Annotated in this window: 13 protein-coding genes; 3 read left to right on the top strand and 10 right to left on the bottom strand. The window is 64.4% G+C overall.

The window, feature by feature from the left end; genetic code table 11:
* Positions 1 to 107 precede the first annotated feature (107 nt).
* The gene (locus tag ACNFG0_RS08055; RefSeq protein ID WP_196144269.1) at positions 108 to 311 is read left to right on the top strand and encodes a hypothetical protein; all 204 of its coding nucleotides are present in this window, start codon (positions 108 to 110) and stop codon (positions 309 to 311) included.
* A gap of 378 nt (positions 312 to 689) precedes the next feature.
* Here ACNFG0_RS08055 and cmoB read toward each other — a convergent pair whose 3' ends face one another.
* From cmoB to ACNFG0_RS08020, 7 genes are all read right to left on the bottom strand, one after another.
* Positions 690 to 1646, bottom strand: coding sequence for a tRNA 5-methoxyuridine(34)/uridine 5-oxyacetic acid(34) synthase CmoB (cmoB, locus tag ACNFG0_RS08050; RefSeq protein WP_416764424.1), 957 nt, complete (start codon positions 1644 to 1646; stop codon positions 690 to 692).
* Complete coding sequence (gene cmoA / locus ACNFG0_RS08045; RefSeq protein ID WP_416764423.1) at positions 1643 to 2386, bottom strand: carboxy-S-adenosyl-L-methionine synthase CmoA; 744 nt, start codon at positions 2384 to 2386, stop codon at positions 1643 to 1645. Before cmoA ends, cmoB begins: the two co-directional genes overlap by 4 nt.
* 88 nt (positions 2387 to 2474) lie before the next feature.
* Positions 2475 to 2867: a protease inhibitor I42 family protein gene (locus ACNFG0_RS08040; RefSeq protein WP_196144266.1), complete on the bottom strand. Its 393-nt coding sequence runs from the start codon at positions 2865 to 2867 to the stop codon at positions 2475 to 2477.
* Between the two features lie 159 nt (positions 2868 to 3026).
* Positions 3027 to 5447 (bottom strand): endopeptidase La, encoded by a 2421-nt coding sequence (gene lon, locus ACNFG0_RS08035; protein ID WP_196155491.1) that lies wholly within the window; start codon positions 5445 to 5447, stop codon positions 3027 to 3029.
* Positions 5448 to 5663: 216 nt separating this feature from the next.
* Positions 5664 to 8075 carry a glucose/quinate/shikimate family membrane-bound PQQ-dependent dehydrogenase gene (locus tag ACNFG0_RS08030; RefSeq protein WP_196144264.1) on the bottom strand — a complete coding sequence of 804 codons (2412 nt, stop codon included), beginning with the start codon at positions 8073 to 8075 and terminating at the stop codon, positions 5664 to 5666.
* Positions 8076 to 8105: 30 nt separating this feature from the next.
* On the bottom strand, positions 8106 to 9452 hold the full coding sequence (locus ACNFG0_RS08025) for a carbohydrate porin (protein WP_416764422.1): 1347 nt from the start codon (positions 9450 to 9452) through the stop codon (positions 8106 to 8108).
* A 340-nt stretch (positions 9453 to 9792) separates the two neighbouring features.
* On the bottom strand, positions 9793 to 11838 hold the full coding sequence (locus tag ACNFG0_RS08020) for a TonB-dependent receptor (protein WP_416764421.1): 2046 nt from the start codon (positions 11836 to 11838) through the stop codon (positions 9793 to 9795).
* A 181-nt stretch (positions 11839 to 12019) separates the two neighbouring features.
* Between ACNFG0_RS08020 and ACNFG0_RS08015 the strand changes: the two genes are divergently transcribed.
* Both ACNFG0_RS08015 and ACNFG0_RS08010 read left to right on the top strand, forming a co-directional pair.
* Complete coding sequence (locus ACNFG0_RS08015) at positions 12020 to 12241, top strand: VF530 family DNA-binding protein (RefSeq protein WP_196144261.1); 222 nt, start codon at positions 12020 to 12022, stop codon at positions 12239 to 12241.
* Positions 12242 to 12883 carry a Pr6Pr family membrane protein gene (locus tag ACNFG0_RS08010; protein WP_196144260.1) on the top strand — a complete coding sequence of 214 codons (642 nt, stop codon included), beginning with the start codon at positions 12242 to 12244 and terminating at the stop codon, positions 12881 to 12883.
* 119 nt (positions 12884 to 13002) lie between these two features.
* On the opposite strand, the gene ACNFG0_RS08005 is transcribed toward ACNFG0_RS08010, so the two are convergent.
* The 3 genes from ACNFG0_RS08005 to ACNFG0_RS07995 form a co-directional block, all read right to left on the bottom strand.
* Positions 13003 to 13764: a siderophore-interacting protein gene (locus ACNFG0_RS08005; RefSeq protein WP_416764420.1), complete on the bottom strand. Its 762-nt coding sequence runs from the start codon at positions 13762 to 13764 to the stop codon at positions 13003 to 13005.
* Positions 13761 to 14294 carry a PadR family transcriptional regulator gene (locus ACNFG0_RS08000; RefSeq protein WP_416764419.1) on the bottom strand — a complete coding sequence of 178 codons (534 nt, stop codon included), beginning with the start codon at positions 14292 to 14294 and terminating at the stop codon, positions 13761 to 13763. Before ACNFG0_RS08000 ends, ACNFG0_RS08005 begins: the two co-directional genes overlap by 4 nt.
* Positions 14295 to 14470: 176 nt before the next feature.
* Complete coding sequence (locus ACNFG0_RS07995) at positions 14471 to 17587, bottom strand: transglycosylase domain-containing protein (protein WP_416764418.1); 3117 nt, start codon at positions 17585 to 17587, stop codon at positions 14471 to 14473.
* Positions 17588 to 17945 lie beyond the last annotated feature (358 nt).

Raw genomic sequence — 17945 nt, 5'->3', positions numbered from 1 at the left:
GTGTACGAGGGGGCACGCCTTGCAACACTGTAATGTCCGCCTCACCTTGGCGTTAGCTGTGCCTCGCTAGGATGGCTCCCATGAATGGCTATCACGAGGCAAACACGATGAACCTGACCAAGTATCTGTTGCTCGCCGTACTCACCCTGGGCAGCACCGCGGCGCTGGCCGAAGGCGGCGCCGAACGTTCCCGCCAGTTCTGGGAAGCCTTCCGGCAAGACCAGCAGCGTATACACGGCGACAAGGAACAAGCGGTGGTGGAGCGTGAGCGCAAGGCGCAGGAGCGGGCCCGCAAGCTGGCCAAGGATTGACGGTATCGTCGCCTTCGCAGGCGCTCCTCTGTCGAAGGCGTGTTTGGCGTTCCAAGGGCCACACCGCTTCTCCCTCAGGGTCAGGCTGGCGCTCAACCTTGTGGGAGATTACCCAGCCCTTCGGGCTGCGCTGTCGCGCAGAGAACAAGCTGCTAGCGCCACCTCCTGTGGGAGCGGCGGTGCGGCGGTCCGACTTGTCCCGCGATCAAGGGCGAAGCCCTTGCCAGGCGACGGTGATATCGGGCCCGGCCCAATCGCGGGACAAGCCCGCTCCCACAGGGCCTGCGAAATCAAATAGTTATGCGTTGTTCTATGAGAGCGGGCTCGCCCCGCGATGGCCGCGCAGCGGCCCTGATTCGCCCAGACGGAACGTCTTTTTTATTTGCGCGCCAGCAAGGTGGCGCGGCGCGGGGCCGGTAGGCCTTCGACCGTGCGGCTGTGGTCGTTCGGGTCGAGGAAGTGCTCGAGCGACTGATAGCGCATCCAGTCGGTACTGCGCTGTTCCTGCACGCTGGTGACGCTGACGTCCACGCAGCGCACATCGCTGAAACCGGCACGGCGCAACCAGCGCTCCAGGGCCGGTACCGACGGCAGGAACCAGACGTTGCGCATCTGCGCATAGCGGTCCTCCGGTACCAATACCTGATGTTCATCACCCTCGATCACCAGGGTTTCCAATACCAATTCCCCGCCTTTTACCAGGCAATCCTTGAGGGCCAGCAGGTGCTCGATGGGCGAGCGACGGTGGTAGAACACGCCCATGGAAAACACCGTGTCGAAACCTTCGAGGTTGGCCGGCAAGTCTTCCAGGGCGAACGGTAGGTGCCAGGCGGGCAGGTCGGGCAGGTACTTCTGCACCGCCTGGAACTGGCAGAAGAACAGCCAGTTCGGGTCGACGCCGATCACCATGTCGGCACCGGCACCGAGCATGCGCCACTGGTAGTAGCCGTTGCCGCAGCCGACATCGAGCACGCGCTTGCCCTTGAGGTCCAGGTGCGGGCTGACCCGCGACCACTTCCAGTCCGAGCGCCATTCGGTGTCCACATGCACGCCGAACAGGTCGAACGGCCCTTTGCGCCAGGGCGACAGGCCCATCAGGGCGTCGTGCATCCGGGTACGAGTGGCATCGTCGCAGGCGCAATCCAGGCGCAGGCCGTTGGCCAGGTCGACCTCGCTCGGCGTCAGCTGCGGCAAGGCGTCCAGGGCACCGCGCCAACGGTCGAGATCACCATGGCCTTTTTCCAGCTTGGCCTGCAGTTGTGCCTGCAGGCCCTGGGACCAAGCGGCAAGCGGGGTTCCCGCCAGGCGGCGGACGAGGGGAGAGAGATCGATCATGGCAGGGCAATCAGCGAGGCGAAGTTAAGGCATTGGAACCAGGGAACGACCTTGGAGAACCCGGCGTCGCGCAGGCGCTGCTTGTGGGTTTCCAGGGTGTCGGGCTTCATCACGTTCTCGATGGCACTGCGTTTCTGGGCGATTTCCAGTTCGCTGTAGCCATTGGCACGTTTGAAGTCCAGGTGCAGTTCATTGAGCAGCGCCTGCTCCTGGTCGTCTTCGAAGCGCAGCTTCTCGGAAAGGATCAGCGCGCCCCCAGGCAGCAGGGCCTGGCGGATGCGGCCGAGCAATTCCAGGCGTCGCTCGGGCGCGATGAACTGCAGCGTGAAGTTCATCGCCACCACCGAGGCCGGCTCCAGGGGCAGGGTGAGAATATCCGCCTCGAGCACCTGTACCGGCAGTAGCTCCTGGAACATCGAGTCCTGTGCGGTCAGGTATTGGCGGCAACGTTCGACCATCGCCGCGGAGTTGTCCACCGCGATGACCCGGCAACCCTCGTTGCGCACATGGCGGCGCAGCGATTGGGTCACCGCGCCCAGCGATGCACCCAGGTCGTACAGGGCGGTGTTCGGCTGGGCGAAGCGGGCGGCGAGCACGCCGAGGTTTTCGACGATGGTCGGGTAACCAGGCACCGAACGCTTGATCATGTCCGGGAACACGCGCACCACGTCCTCGTTGAAGACGAAGTCGGGCACCTGCTCCAGGGGCTGGGCGAATAGGCGGTCGGGTTCTTTGCTCACGGTGGGTCCGGCTGGCTAGCGATATGAAGGGCGGGCATTTTAGCCAAACCGGGACGCGGATGCATGACCGACTGATCGGAAGCTGCCGTTATCGCACCTGGATCGCACAATCGAAGGTCTGCACTGGCCGTACTTCCGGCGCCCAGGGCTGCTGGTAGACCAGGATCAAATGTCCTTCGCCGCTGGCCTTGGCCAGGAAGCGCCAGGTGGATGTCCCTGCGCTGCCCACGATACCGGCCTCTTCCGGTGTGTTGTAGACCTCCGGGCCCATGCTTTGCAGGACCTCCGGTGCAGGGTTTTGCACCAGCCAGCGGTAACCGGTGCTGGGGTTGCTGGGCAGGGTCAGGGTCAGGTTCTGGCCGACCTGAAGCTGCTGGGGACATTCGCTCTCGGCGTCCAGTACGACAGTTTTTGCAGGGTGCTGGGCGCAGGCGGTGAGTAGGGCGAGGCTCAGGGGGGCGAGCAGACGAAAGGCGGTCATGGTGGCTCCGGAGGCTGGCAATGGCCTGAGGATAACCGAACCGGGAGACGTTTTGTGTTGCCTGGCCTGCGCCAATCGCGGGGCAATCCCGCTCCCACATGACCTGCGCTGACGCAGGGCCTGTAGGAGCCGGCTTGCCGGCGATGGGGCTTTACAGCATCAGAACAACACCTTCGCCACGTCGGCAAAGCGCTTGGCGAAATGCACCGTCAGCCCTTCGCGCAGGTAATCGGGCAGTTCCTCGAAGTCGCCGCGGTTGGCTTCCGGCAGGATCAGCTCGAAGATTTTCTGTCGCCGCGCTGCAATCACCTTCTCGCGCACGCCACCGATCGGCAGCACCTGGCCGGTCAGCGTCAGTTCGCCGGTCATGGCCACGCCTTTCTTCGGTGCCTGGTCGCGGGCCAGGGACAGCAGGGCGCTGGCCATGGTGATGCCGGCGCTCGGGCCATCCTTGGGCGTGGCGCCCTCGGGTACGTGCAGGTGGATGAAGGCTTCGTTGAAGAAGCCCGGGTCGCCACCGTACTGCTTGAGGTTGGAGCTGACGTAGCTGTAGGCGATCTCGGCGGACTCTTTCATCACATCGCCCAGCTTGCCGGTGAGCTTGAAGCCACGGTTGAGGGTATGGATACGGGTGGCTTCGATCGGCAAGGTGGCCCCACCCATGCTGGTCCAGGCCAGGCCTGTGATCACGCCCTTGCCGGCCAGCACCTGCTCGCTGCGGAACACTGGCATGCCTAGGGCCGGTTCCAAGTCCTTGGTGCCGATCTTGAGCTTGGCGTCGGGGTTCTCCAGAAGCTTGACCACTGCCTTGCGTACCAGCTTGCCCAGCTGTTTTTCCAGCTGGCGCACGCCGGCCTCGCGGGCGTAGCCCTCGATCACCGTGCGCAGGGCGCTGTCGCTGATGCCCAGGCTGCTCTTGGCCACACCGGCCTTGTCCAATTGCTTGGGCCACAGGTGACGCTTGGCGATTGCCAGTTTCTCCTCGGTGATGTAGCCGGAGAGGCGGATCACTTCCATGCGGTCGAGCAGGGGGCCGGGGATCGAGTCCAAGGTGTTGGCGGTACACACGAACAGCACTTTGGACAAGTCCAGACGCAGGTCCAGGTAGTGGTCGAGGAAGTCGACGTTCTGCTCGGGGTCGAGGGTTTCGAGCAAGGCCGAAGCGGGGTCGCCCTGGTAGCTCTGGCCCATCTTGTCGATCTCGTCGAGCATGATCACCGGGTTCATCACCTCGACGTCCTTCAGCGCCTGCACCAGTTTGCCTGGTTGGGCGCCGATGTAGGTGCGGCGGTGGCCCTTGATCTCTGCTTCGTCGCGCATGCCGCCGACGCTGAAGCGATAGAACGGCCGGCCGAGGCTCTCGGCGATGGACTTGCCGATACTGGTCTTGCCCACCCCAGGCGGGCCCACCAGCAGCACGATGGAGCCGCTGATCTCACCTTTCCACGCACCGACGGCGAGGAATTCGAGGATGCGCTCCTTGATGTCATCGAGGCCGGCATGATGCTGGTCGAGCACCTTGCGCGCATGCTTGAGGTCGAGCTTGTCCTGGCCGTACACGCCCCAGGGCAGGGCGGTGGCCCAGTCCAGGTAGTTGCGGGTGACGGCGTATTCGGGCGAGCCGGTTTCCAGGATCGCCAGCTTGCCCATCTCTTCGTCGATCCTTTTTTTCGCCTGGTCCGGCAGGGTCTTGCCTTCCAGGCGCTGCTGGAACTGCTCGAGGTCGGCGCTGCGGTCGTCCTTGGTCAGGCCCAGCTCCTGCTGGATGACCTTGAGCTGCTCCTTGAGGAAGAACTCGCGCTGGTGCTCGCCGATCTGCCGGTTGACCTCGGCGGAGATCTCGTTCTGCAGGCGCGCGACCTCGACTTCCTTGCGCAGCATCGGCAGGACTTTCTCCATGCGCTTGAGCATCGGCACGCAGTCGAGCACTTCCTGCAGCTGCGAACCGGTGGCGGAGGTCAGCGCCGCGGCGAAGTCGGTCAAGGGCGACGGGTCGTTGGGGCTGAAGCGGTTGAGGTAGTTCTTCAGCTCTTCGCTGTACAGCGGGTTGAGCGGCAGCAGCTCCTTGATCGCGTTGATCAGGGCCATGCCGTAGGCCTTCACTTCGTCGGTGGGCTCGGTTGGTTGGTGCGGGTAGTCCACCTCGACCAGGTACGGCGGGCGGTGGTGCTTGAGCCAGGTGCGGATGCGCACCCGGGTCAGGCCCTGGGCGACGAACTGCAGCTTGCCATTCTCGCGGCTGGCATGGTGCACCTTGACCAGGGTGCCGTACTGCGGCAAGGCCGAAGTGTCGAAATGGCGGTGGTCTTCGGCGGGCTCGTCCATGAAGAACAGCGCCAGGGCATGGTGTGGCGTCTTGGCCACCAGGTCGAGGGTTTCCGCCCAGGGTTCTTCGTTGACGATCACCGGCAAGACCTGGGCCGGGAAGAACGGGCGGTTGTGAATCGGGATCACATAGACCTTGTCCGGCAGTTGCTGGCCGGGCAGGGCGAGGTGGTGGCCGGGCGTGGCCTTGGCTTCGAGGTGTTCGACTGTGTCGTGTTCGTCTGGATGGTCCGGTAGATCCTGCTGGTCGCTCATGGGGCACCTGCGTGAATGACTATGGTGCTTAGATGGGGCGGTGGTTGGCAGGTTTCAATGGTAGACGAGGGGGCAGGGGGAGGGTTTCATTTGAGATGACCTGCACGGGCCTCATCGCCGGCAAACCGGCACCCCGCTCCCACAAGGGCCGGGGTGCCGGTTTGCCGGCGATGGCCGCTTCAGGCCAATGGGCCCCGCAGGCGGGGCCCGAGAGTGTTACTCGGCCAGCTTGTAGGCAATGATGTAGTCACCCATCTTGGTGCCCAGCGAACCATGGCCGCCAGCGGTGACCAGCACGTACTGCTTGCCGTCCTTGCCGGTGTAGGTCATCGGCGTGGCCTGGCCGCCGGCCGGCAGGCGGGCTTTCCACAGCTCTTTGCCGTTGTTCACGTCATAGGCGCGCAGGTACTGGTCCAAAGTGCCGCTGAGGAAGCCGACGCCACCTGCGGTGACGATCGAGCCGCCCATGCTCGGCACGCCCACGGGCAGGCCGATCGGTACCGGGGTGCTGTCACGGGTAGTGCCGTTCTTGTGCTTCCACACAACCTTGTTGGTGAACAGGTCGATGGCGGCCACATAGCCCCAGGCCGGCGCCTGGCAAGGCACGCCCAGCGGCGACATGAACGGGTGCATGATCACCGCGTACGGCGCACCGGTGTTCGGCTGCACGCCACTGGTCTCGCTCTCGCGCTTGCTGCCGGCGGCGACTTTCTCGCGCGGCACCATCTTCGAGACGAACGCCATGTAGTTCGGCGAGGTGAACAGCAGTTGGCGCACCGGGTCGACCGAGACGCTGCCCCAGTTGAACACACCGACGTTGCCTGGGTAGACCAGCGAGCCCTGCTCGGACGGCGGGGTGTACTGGCCTTCGTAGCGCAGTTCGCGGAACTGGATGCGGCACAGCATCTGGTCGAACGGCGTGGCCCCCCACATGGCTTGTTCGGTCAGCTCAGGGCCGAGCAGATTCAGGTCGGAGCGGGCTTGGGTCGGCGAAGTGTGGTCGCCCTTCACTGCGCCCTGGGGTACCGGGATCTCGCGGATCGGCACGATCGGGGTGCCGTCGCGGCGGTCGAGCACATACAGGCTGCCTTGCTTGGTAGGCACGATGACCGCAGGCTTGACGCCGTCGTCGGTCTTCAGGTGCACCAGGGTCGGCTGGCTGCCCACGTCCATGTCCCACAGGTCGTGGTGGGTGAACTGATAGTTCCAGCGTGCCTTGCCGGTGGCCAGGTCCAGGGCGACGATGCCAGCGCTGTACTTCTCCGCGCCCGGGGTGCGGTCTGCGCCCCACTGATCGGGGGTCTGGTTGCCCAATGGCAGGTAGATCATCCCCAGTTCTTCATCGACGCTGGCAATCGACCACATGTTGGCCGAGTTGCGGCTGTACATCTTGCCGTCGGCCAGGGGGGCGGTGTCGTCCGGGTTGTTGCTGTCCCAGTTCCACACCAGGCGGCCGTCGTGCACGTCGTAGGCGCGGATCACGCCGGAGGGCTCGTTGGTCGACTCGTTGTCGGTCACGTGGCCGCCGATGATCACCAGGTCACGGGTGATTGCCGCGGGCGAGGTGGAGTAGTAGCCACCGGCGGTGAACGGGCCGATGCCGCGGGTCAGGTCGATCACGCCCTGGTTGGCGAAGCCTTCGCAAACCTTGCCGGTGTCGGCGTTGATGGCGATCAGGCGCGCATCGGCAGTGGGCAGGTAGAGACGGCGCGGGCAGGCCTGGGCCACGGCCTGGCCGGCCTCGGAGACCTTCGGCGCGGGGCTGCCGTCGCGGCTGACGTAGCGGTTCTCGTCGTAGTAGGAAACACCGCGGCAGGTCATGTGGGCGAAGCCCTTGAAGGTGCCGACCGGGCTCTTGACCTGTGGGTCGTAGCGCCAGATCTCGGCGCCGGTGTCCGGGTCCAGGGCCAGCAGCTTGCTGTGGGCGGTGCAGGCGTAGAGCTTGCCGTTGACCTTCAACGGGGTGTTCTGATTGGTCAGCTCCACCGGGTCGTTTTCGGTTGGCAGGTCACCGGTGCGGATACGCCAGGCTTCTTCCAGGCGGTAGGCGTTCTGCGGGGTGATCTGGCGCAGCGGCGAATAGCGGTCGCCGTGCTCGGTGCGGCCGTAGGCCTGCCACTCTCCATCCGGCATGGCCGGCGCGGCGCTGGCCATCTCGCTGCTCTCGCGGCCCAGCTCGCCGAATACCTCGCCCGGGTGGGTGAACTGGCTGCCCAGGGCGCTGGCACCGGCGGCGACGACCGCGACGCTCAACAGCGCGGTGTTGACCTTGGAGGAAGGGCCGAGCAACGGGCGACGGGCCCAGGGCAGCAGCAACAGCACGCCGATGGCGAACCAGATGGCCAGGCGCGGCACCAGTTGCCACCAGTCCAAGCCCACTTCCCAGAGGGCCCAGGCGGTGCTGCCCAGCAGCACCAGGCCGTACAGGCCCAGGGCGATGCGGCGCATGGCCAGCAGGAGGATACCGGACAAGGCGAAGCCAATGCCGGCGATCAGGTAGTACAGGGAACCTCCCAGCTGGCTCAGCTTGATGCCACCGGCCAGCAGGGCCAGGCCCATCAGCAACAGCAGCACGCCCAGAAGGCGCGGTAGCCAGCGGGTTCCATTCTTGGCACCGTCAGTGCTCATCGTATGTTCTCCGTAGGTCGAAGGGTGGGGTTAGAAACTGCTCTGAATTTTCAGGCCGCCGATCAGGGCGGCGTCGACCTGCGACACACCGCCCGGGTGACGGATGTACTGCAGGTTGGGGCGCACGGTGAGCCAGTCGGCAACGTGGATGCCGTAGTAGAGTTCGGCGCTGTACTCGGTGTCCTGCACGGGCAGGTAGCCGGGGTTGTCGTAGTCGTCCAGGCCTGCGGCCTGGTTGGTGAGGCGGGCGTTCTTGCGGTAGCCGGGGTTGACGTGCACGCGGGCGAGGGCGAAGCCGATGTCGTCCTTGGCGCGGGCATCGAAAGGCCCTTTGTACACCACACCTGCCTGAACGTAGTTGTCGATGGCATTGGTCTTCTTGTCGTGCATCGTGGCATTGGCGAAGAGGCTCAGGCCGCGGGACTGGTCCGAGGCCAGCGAGGTCACCTGCTGCTGCATGCCGAGCCAGAAGCCATGCTTGCTCGAGCTGCTGCGGTAGGCCTGGCCGCTCAGGGCTGCCGGCTGACCGTTGCTGTCCTTAAGAACATCCTGCGCCTTGGCATTACTGTAGTAGTAGCCGGCGCGATATTCCCCTTTAAGGCCATTGACCCGTGGGCTCCATACCAGTTCGATCGGCATGACGGCGCCTTGGGTGCCGCTGCCGCTGAGCTTGAAACCGTTGCCCGACTCCAGGTTCGAGGGGTTCTGCTCGAACACGCCGACCTGGGCGTAGAGTTCGTCGTTGAAGTTGTAGCGCACGCGCAGCGCCCATTGGCTGACGGGCCAGTTGTACCAGATGCCGCCCACCCAGTTGCCCACCTGGGAGCCGCAGAACGCCAGGTTCTGGAAGTCGCAGGGGAAGCTGTTGAAGTCCTCGCCTTCCCCGAAACGGCCGAATTTCACGTCCAGGGCGCCATCGAAGTACTTCTGCTTGATCCACAGCTGGGTCAGACGCCAGGTTTCGCCACGCCCCCAGACTTCCTGGGCCGAGGTGAAGCCGCCGACACGTGGGTCGTTGATGCGGTCGTTGCTGATGTTCTGGCCGTGGCGTTCGGTGATGGTCAGCTGGAATTCGGTGTCGTGCCAGCCGAGGATCTTCCCCAGGTCCAGGTGGCTGGCGAAGGTGAACTGGTCGCTATAGCGCGCGGTGCGGTCATGGTCGTAGCCGCCGTGCAGGTTACTGCCCATTTCGCCGGTGTAGCCAAAGGTGAAGTCGTAGCCTTTTTCCAGCAGTTCGGTACGGGTACCGTTCCAGTCGCCGAGCATCCACGGCGAATCGCTGGCGAACATTTCATGGGCGCCGCTGGTGGGCGACACGCCACCGAGGAGGGCGGCGAGGGCAAGGCTCGAAGAACGGATATTGGGCAGTTGGAACATGAGATAGCGCTATCTTTTGATTGTTTGGCAACGGCAAACGCATCGAATGGGAGGGCCCATCGATGGAAGCGGCTGCAAGGTTCAAGGGTGAAGCGTTTCAGCGTGCGGCGTGGAGGATATAGAGGAACTTGTAAGAAAAAAAGACAAAATGTCGCAGCTGATTGTTGCTTGAGCAGTAACAGTACGGCATGGAGAGCCGCTGAGCTTGTGGAGCAACTGTCTTGAGTTGCCCTCTCGCTGGCAAGCCAGCTCCCACCGGTGCGGCGATGTCTCTGAAAGCAGCGCAGAGCAGGTGGGAGCCGGCTTGCCGGCGATTGGCGCGCGAAGCAGGCCGTGGCGATCAGAAGCTCGTACGTAACCCGACCTGCACACTGCGCCCGGCGGCTGGCGCCACATCCCGCAGGATCGAGCTGGCATAGCGTACCGTTTGGTCGGTCAGGTTCTCGCCGCGGACGAAGGCCAGCCATTCGCTCTGGCCGATATCGAAGCGATAGCCCAGGCTCGCGCCAAGGGTGGTATAGCCATCGGTGCTGGTCTCGTTGGCGGGTTTGCGATGCTGCGAAGCGGCATGCTGCACATCAACGCGTGCCTGCCAGCGATCCCGCTCCCAGACCAACCCGGTGTTCAGGCGCAGCGGTGCGATGCGTGGCAGCGCCTCGCCGCTGTCGAGGTTCTTGGCGCGGGTATAGTCGCCGGACAGTTCCAGGGCAAAGCTGCCGTAGCGGTTCTCGAGCAACTCCCAGCGGTCTTGGGCCTCGATGCCGTAGAAGCGGGCCCGCACCCCCTGGTACAAGTATTCGGGCAGGTCGCCGTGATCATGATCGTGTTCATGCTCATGTTCTTCGTGGTCATGGTCATGACCCTCGCGCAGGTTGCCCGTGCCGATCAGGCCGATGTAGTTGCGAAAATGGCTGTAGAACACGCCGACGCTGCCCTTGTGCGTGCCGTTGTCGAAACGCAGCGCCAAATCGGCGGAGATGGCCTTTTCCTTGTCCAGGTTCGGGTCGCCTACTTCATAGGCGCCCGTGGCCACATGGGCACCGTTGGCGTACAGCTCGTAGAAGGTCGGCGCACGCTCGGTGTAACCCAGGCTGGCAGCCAGCGACCAGACCGGGTCGAGCTGGTACACCGCGCCTGAAGACAGGCTGGCGGCATTGAAGCTGGCAGTGTTGTCTGCCCCGGCGAACGTGTCGTTGCCCTTGGCATCGGGGTCGATCCGGGTGTGCTCCAGGCGGGCGCCCAAGCTCAGGGCCAGGCGTTCGCTGGCTTGCCACTGCTCCAGCAGAAACAGCGCCAGGCTGTCGGTATCGGTGTGCGGCACGAACGCTTCCTCGCCCAAGGCGGAGAATTCGTTGCGCGCGACCTGGGCGCCAATCACGCCCTCGAGGGGCCCGAGCGGCTGATGACGGGCTTCGATACGGGCTTCATAGCCCTTGTTCTTGAACGTGGTGTGGACTTCGCCGCTTTCGATCTCGCGGTGCTGGTAGTCGGTGTAGCCGGCATCGAACTTGACCGAACTGAACGGGCCATCCAGGTCACGCAATTCGGAGGCGAAACCGTAGTGGTCCTGCTGCATGTCCAGGCGTACGCCCGGTTCGGCGACCGAGCCGTAATTGCTGTCGTAGCGGCTGTAGGACAGGCCTGTATAGCCGTGGTCCCAATGGTAGGCACCGCCGATCGCGCCACCGTCCTGGCGCCCATCGCTGTTTTCCAAGCGGTGCCGGCTGCCGGGCTCATCGGCGTCGCGCACTTTGGAACTGCGAGCATACCCGGGGATGCGCAGGTCGTTGAACTGGCGGCTGTTGGCGTCCAGGTGCAGGGCGAAGGCGCCATTGCCCGCCTCGAGCTTGCCGGCGCTGCTGCGGGTGGTGTCGGCGCCGCCGTAGCGCAGTTCACCGGCGCCGTGGATGCCCTCGATGGGCGCGTCGGGGATGCGGTTGTCGAAGGTATTGATCACCCCACCGATGGCATTGCCGCCATACAAGAGTGCTGCGGGGCCGCGGACGATCTCGATGCGCTCCACATTCACCGGGTCCAGCGGCACGGCGTGGTCATAGGAGAGGGACGAGGCATCCAGGGCGCCGACGCCGTTGCGCAGGATGCGGATGCGGTCGCCATCCAGGCCGCGGATGACCGGGCGGCTGGCGCCAGGGCCGAACCAGGTGGAGGCGACGCCAGGTTGTTTGTTGAGGGTTTCGCCGAGGCTGCCTTGTTGCTGTTGCAACAAGTCGTCGCCTTCGAGGACGGTAGTGGGCGTGGCGAGTTGACGATTGCCCAGCGGGTTCGCGGTGATGACCTGGGGTTCGAGTTCCACCGCCTGGCTGGGCGTGGAGGCCAGCCAGAGGGCGACGGCGAGGGGAGAGAGGCGCAGCGGGATGTGACGCATGGGGCTGTGGTGTTCCTTGGCAGAAATGGCTGTTGTTACAATATAACATCACTATTTCAGCACAAGCCGTTTCCCTCTGGCCAGCGGTTTTCAGCTTGCCATGCAGCGCAGCAGCGCTCGGCGGTCCACCAGCCCACTACACTCGTGTAAGGTGCGCATCTTTACCCGCTGGAGCACAACCATGGGCACGGCCCAACACAACGCGCTGCATGGCAAGACCCTGGAACAGATCCTCACCGAGCTGGTTGCCCACTACCAATGGCAGGGCCTGGCCGAGCGCATCGACATCCGTTGTTTCAAGAGCGACCCGAGCATCAAGTCGAGCCTGACCTTCCTGCGCAAGACGCCATGGGCCCGGGAGAAGGTCGAGCAGCTCTACGTGAAGCTGCAACGGGCCGGGTAAATGCGGCGACATCCCTGGCTGAGCTTGAGCGCACTGCTGGGCTGGAGCGGCCTTGCGATTCAGGTCTACCTGGTGCTCTGGGCGCGCTGGCAGGAGCAGGCCAGCCTGGTCGGCGGGCTGATCAATGTCTTTGGCTATTTCACCGTGTTGACCAACACCCTGGTCGCCACGCTGCTCAGCTATGCAGCGTTCGGCCGGGCATCAGGCGCGCGGCGGTTGTTCCTCTCGCCCATGGTGGGTTCGGGGATTACCGCGAGCATCGTGCTGGTGGCGCTGGCCTACAGCGTGCTGCTGCGCCACCTGTGGCAGCCCCAGGGCTGGCAATGGCTGGCCGATGAGCTTTTGCACGACGTGATGCCGCTGCTGTGCGTGCTGTACTGGTGGCGCGTGGTGCCCAAGGGCAGCCTGCGGTTGTGGCACCTGGCGGCGTGGAGCCTGTACCCGGCGCTGTATTTTGCCTATGCCTTGTGGCGGGGGAATGAGATCGGCGTGTACGCCTACCCGTTCATCGACGTGGCCAGCCTTGGGTATGGGCAGGTGATGCTCAACGCCCTTGGAGTGCTGGCCGGGTTCTGGGTGATCGGGTTGGTGCTGATCGGGCTGGATCGATGGCGAGGGCGGCGGTCGGTGCCAGGCCGTTGAGGCGGTGTGGAGGCCATCGCGGGGCAAGCCCGCTCCCACAGAACAACGCATAACTATTTGAGTTTGCAGGTCCTTTGTGGGAGCGGGCTTGTCCCGCGATGGGGCCCGCACTCCACCAATCATTCGTCGTCGGCACTCCCATCCAGGCGCCAATAGGCGGCCGCTTTCAGCGCATCTTCATGCACGCCTTTCTCCAGCAACAGCGCCTTGGCCTGGCGGGTGAGCGTCTTCTCCAGGGCGACCCAGGTGTACAGCGCACCTTGCGGTAGCGCCAGGCCCTTCACCAAGGTCAGCAGGTCTTGCTCATGCCGATGTACCCAGATCACCTCGACCTGCGCCTTGCTCGGCAGCGGCTGGCGTTCCTGCTCGTTCTCGACCTGGACCAACACCAGCGCCTGGCGCCCGGCAGGCAGTTCTTCCAGACGCCGGCCGATGGCGGGCAGGGCGGTTTCGTCGCCGATCAGCAGATAGCTGTCGAAGATGTCCGGCACCACCATCGAGGCGCGTGGGCCTGCTATGTCCAGGGTCTGGCCGGGCGTGGCCTGGGCGGCCCAGGTCGAGGCGGGGCCGTCGCCGTGCAGCACGAAGTCGATGTCCAGTTCGTTGGCCACCAGGTCGACGCGCCGTGGCGTGTATTCACGCATGGTCGGGCGGGCGCCGCCGTCACGGCCGAGGGTGCGGGCGTCGATGGCCTGTTGTTCCTCCGGGGTTTGGGCGAACAGCAGCTTGATGTGATCGTCGCTGCCAAGGCTGGTGAAGCCCTCCAGCTCCGGGCTGCCCAAGGTGATGCGGCGCATGCGTGGAGTCAGGTCTTCGACCCGCAGCACCTGCAGGCGACGTTGGCGAATTTGGTGGTTCACGCGATGGATGGTGTCGTTCATGGGGTGTTCTCCGTGACAGCCTCGTCCGGGCCGGAGGCGATGGCCTTGGCCGTATCGTTGAGCAGTTTGCGCACGCGCTCGATTTCCTCGGGGCTCCAGCGCCCGCTGTGCATGTGCAGGGCGTGGCGCAGGTTGCCGACCGCCTCGTGGATTTCCGCCGGGCGGTCATGGCCACGCAGGGCGCGCTTGCTCACCTCGATGCGCATGCGTACGCCATCCAGCGCTACGGCCTGATCGGCCAAGGCATGGCGGCCGGCCTCGGTGATGGCGTAGAGGCGCTTACTGCCCTGAACGTGGCCGGTGATCAGTTCGGCTTCTTCCAGGTAGCTCAGGGTGGGGTAGATGACGCCGGGGCTGGGGGTGTAGCTGCCGTCGAAGAGGTTCTCGATCTGGCGGATGAGGTCATAGCCGTGGCCAGGTTGTTCGGCCAGCATCGACAGCATGAGCAGCCTGAGGTCGCCGGGGGCGAATACCCGGGGGCCGCGCTCGCCTCGGGTGGGGCGGCGTTCGAAGGGGTCGTGGTCTCGCATTCGGAAGGCGCCTGTGTGTTTAGATATATCGCAAGATATTACTCAAGATATATCTAAAGACAAGCACCTGAATGCTGATGATTCTCATCTATGGTTTCGATGGGTAGGGAGGGCAGGGCCGCTTTGCGGCCCTTTCACGGCGCAGGCCTCTCCCACAGATCGAGCGCTGCCCCGGATCAATGCGCGGCCAGCTGCGGTGCCTTGCATTCGGTGGCGCTGCCCGGTTCCAAATAGGGCATGAGGATCGGCGCCATGCCCTTGAGGACCTGCACCGGCAGGGCCGAGGTGAAGGTGAAGGCTTCTGCCGTGCGGCCCGGGACAAAAGCGGTGAGGGTGCCGAAGTGGTTCTCGCCCAGGAAGAACACGAAGGTGGCGGTGCGGTTCAGCGAACGCGAACCGATCAGGCGGCCGCCTGCGCCGAAGCTTTCGATACGGTTGTCGCCGGTGCCGGTCTTGCCGCCCATGACCAGCGAAGTGCCGTCGTGCAGCTTGAAGCTGCCGGAGATCCGCCGTGCGGTACCGGCATCCACCACCTGCGACATTGCCCCCTTGAGGGCACGGGCCACCGCCACCGGGAGGATCCGCTGGCCGCGGTCCGGATCGCTGACCAGCTTGGTTTCGTAGGGCGTATCGGCCGCGAAATGCAGGGTATCGATGCGCAGGGTCGGCAGGCGCACGCCATCGTTCTGGATGATGCCCACCAGTTCGGCCAGCGCCGCCGGGCGGTCGCCGGAGCTGCCGATGGCGGTGGCCAGCGACGGCACCAGGTGGTCGAACGGGTAGCCCACGCGCTTCCAGCGCTGGTGGATATCCAGGAAGGCTTCGATCTCGACCATGGTGCGGATGCGGCTGTCGCGGGCGCCCTTGTGGCGGCTCTTGAACAGCCAGCTGTAGACCTCCTGGCGCTCGAAGCGGCTGGCATTGACCATTTCGGTAAGCGAGGCGCCAGGGTTCTTCAGCAGGTAGCCCAGCAACCACAGGTCCAGCGGGTGGACCTTGGCGATGTAGCCCTGGTCCGGCAGGTCGTACTTGCCTGGGCCATAGGCGTCGTACATCTCCGACAGGCGCCCGTCGGTGAGCTTGGCCAGGGCTTTCTTGTCAGTGGCGCTGTGGGCGCGGACGAAGGCGTTGAACGTCTCCTGGCCCGCCTCGGGGAACAGGTAGCGGTGCACCGCGGCCAGGCGCTGCGGCGTCACGCGCATGCCGTCGAGGAAGGTGTCCAGGCGCTGTTGGGAGGTCTTGCGCTGGTACTTGCGCCAGAAACGCATCAGGTAGTTGGTGCCTTCCTTGTCGGCAAAGCGCGCCAGGTATTCCTGGCGGCGAGGGTCGGAGTCGTCCTTGAGCAGCGGCTCACGGTTATAGGGTTGCTGGTAGGTGACATAGCGCACCAGGTCACGCATCAGGCGGATGAACGGCAGGTTGATCGATTCGCGCAGCGCATCCTTGAGAGTCGGGTTGCGGCTGTTGTCTTCCTTGCGGAAGTTGTTGAACACGTGCATGCCGCCGCCGGTGAAGAAGGCCTCGCCGGTGTTGGCCGAGTACTTGCGCTCAAGGGCGGCATCGAGCATCGCGTCCAGGTTCTGGTCCTTGCTGTTCTGCATCAGCCATTCCAGCGACCATTGGGTGATGCGGTCCAGTTCGGCCACTGGCACTTTCTTCAGCTCCGCCACGGGCTTGCCGGCGTATTTGTCGTGCAGCTCGGCGATGATTTCCAGGTAGGTGGTCAGCACCCGCAGCTTGGCGGTGGAGCCCAGTTCCAGCTTGCTGCCTTCGTTGATGTCGAAGGGCTGGTCGGTGCTGTCGGTCTGGACCCGTACCCGCGAGCCATCGGCGGTGCGCTCGAACAGGGTGAAGCTGTAGCGGACCTGGTCGGTGGTCTTGGTGGTCAGCAAGCGTTCGCCGATCAGCCCCATCTGCGCGGCGAACTCGGGGTCGGAGAGGTTCTTCAGGTACTGGCTGACCTGCATCTGCAGGTCGGCCTGCAGGGTACTGGTGGCGGACACGTCGAGCCGGTCCAGATCGTACAGTGGGCGGTTGAGCATGGCCGCCAGGCGGTTACGGGCCAGGCTGATGCCCTTGTTGGTGATGATCGGCACGATGGTCGGCTGGGCCACCCAGTCGCGGTATACCGCCTTGCTGGCCAGCGCGGCGTCGGCCAGGGGCCGGTCGATCACGCCATTGGCGGCCAGCACGCGGATATGCGCGTTGGTGAGCTCGGCCAGCTCCACCCGGCCCTTGGACAGGTAATGGGAAGGCCTGCGCTGGGCGATCATCAGGGACAGTACCTGACGCAGTGCCAGGCCCCGGGCGGCCATGGTCTCGGGGTCGGTGGCGGTGGAGGAGAGCACCTGGTTGACCTGGTCGAAATCGGCGCCGTACCAGACCCGCAGGCCTTCGGCCATGCCGTGCACTTCGCCGTGGCCCGGCACTGCCGAGAGCGGCACGCTATTGAGGTAGTCGCGGGCGATGCGTTCCCGGGCCTCGGTGGTGTCCGGTCCGCCCAGGTAGGCGCGCACGCTGGCGGAAATCATCTGGCGGATCTTCTCGGCCCCCGAGACGGTCAGGCCGTCCGGCGAATGGCGGTATTTCTCCAGCTGGGTCGCCAGGGTACTGCCGCCGGCCGACTGGCCGGGCAGAGCCAGGTACTTGGCGACCTGGCTGTAGGCGGCCTTGGCGAAGCGCGGCCAGTCCACCGCCGGGTTGTTGTGCGGGTCGTCGGGCTTGAGCAGGTCGCGGTTCTCGATGAACAGCAGGCTGTTGACCACCACCGGAGGGATCGAGGCGAAGTCGGGGTACAGGTGCTGGGGGTAGTTGTAGTGGTACAGGTCCTCGCCCCGGCAGTCGGTGATCGACAGGCCGGTCTGGATCTTTTCCACGTAAGGCACGAACAGGCCATGCTCGACATAGTTCATCAACGCCGGCGAGAAGCGCACCTGCTCGCTGATCAGGTAATCACGCTTGAGCAGGCGCGGCAGGAATTCGCCCAGGGCGCTGTAGCCCAGGCGTTTGTCGAAGGGCCCGTCCCCTGGGTAGACGATGGCATCGCTCGGGCCTGGCTCCAGCGAATAGGTAAGGGTACTGGCCAGCCGGCTGAATTCGCGCGACTGCAGTTTCGAGGTGCGCATTTCGTCGTAGACGGCAAAGCCTATGGCGATGATCGCCACCAGCGTGATGAGCACGATCAGCCGCCACCACAGCCGCCGCTGGCGTGGAGTCTTGGGCAATGGAGCCTCAGCCAGATGTGTCTCGGGTGCTTCCGTTCTGGTTGGTTCCGATTGCCACAGTGCGCCCATAGTCTTCAAATCCGGCCAGTTTTTTCGTCTTGCTTTGTCTGAAGCTTAGACGTTGGCAGGGTTTGGTGAAAAATTTGTAAGAAGCAGTGAATTCCTACGTAGGAATATGCGGCTTTGGTGCGGCTTCCATTCTTGGGCAATGTTGCTATGGTAGCCGCCCCCATTCTTCGCAAGGGTGGGGCGGAAGGAATTTCTACCTTCCGCGAAAGGGTTTTTGGCCGAGAATTCTCTCCAAATTTCCCTGTTTATATAGTGAAAAGCCCTACAAGCTGATTCCTATACTGCTCGACCCCTTCGTCCTGCCGTTCGCCGGCGGACAGGCGCGCCCACGAGGCTCGCCCGGCAAGACGACGCCATG

The sequence above is a fragment of the Pseudomonas sp. NY15372 genome (genome assembly GCF_048068215.1).
In the GTDB taxonomy this organism is placed as follows: Bacteria; Pseudomonadota; Gammaproteobacteria; order Pseudomonadales; family Pseudomonadaceae; genus Aquipseudomonas; species Aquipseudomonas guariconensis_A.
The sequence above is the reverse complement of the archived record's forward strand: the minus strand, read 5'-3'. Positions and strand labels throughout refer to the sequence as shown.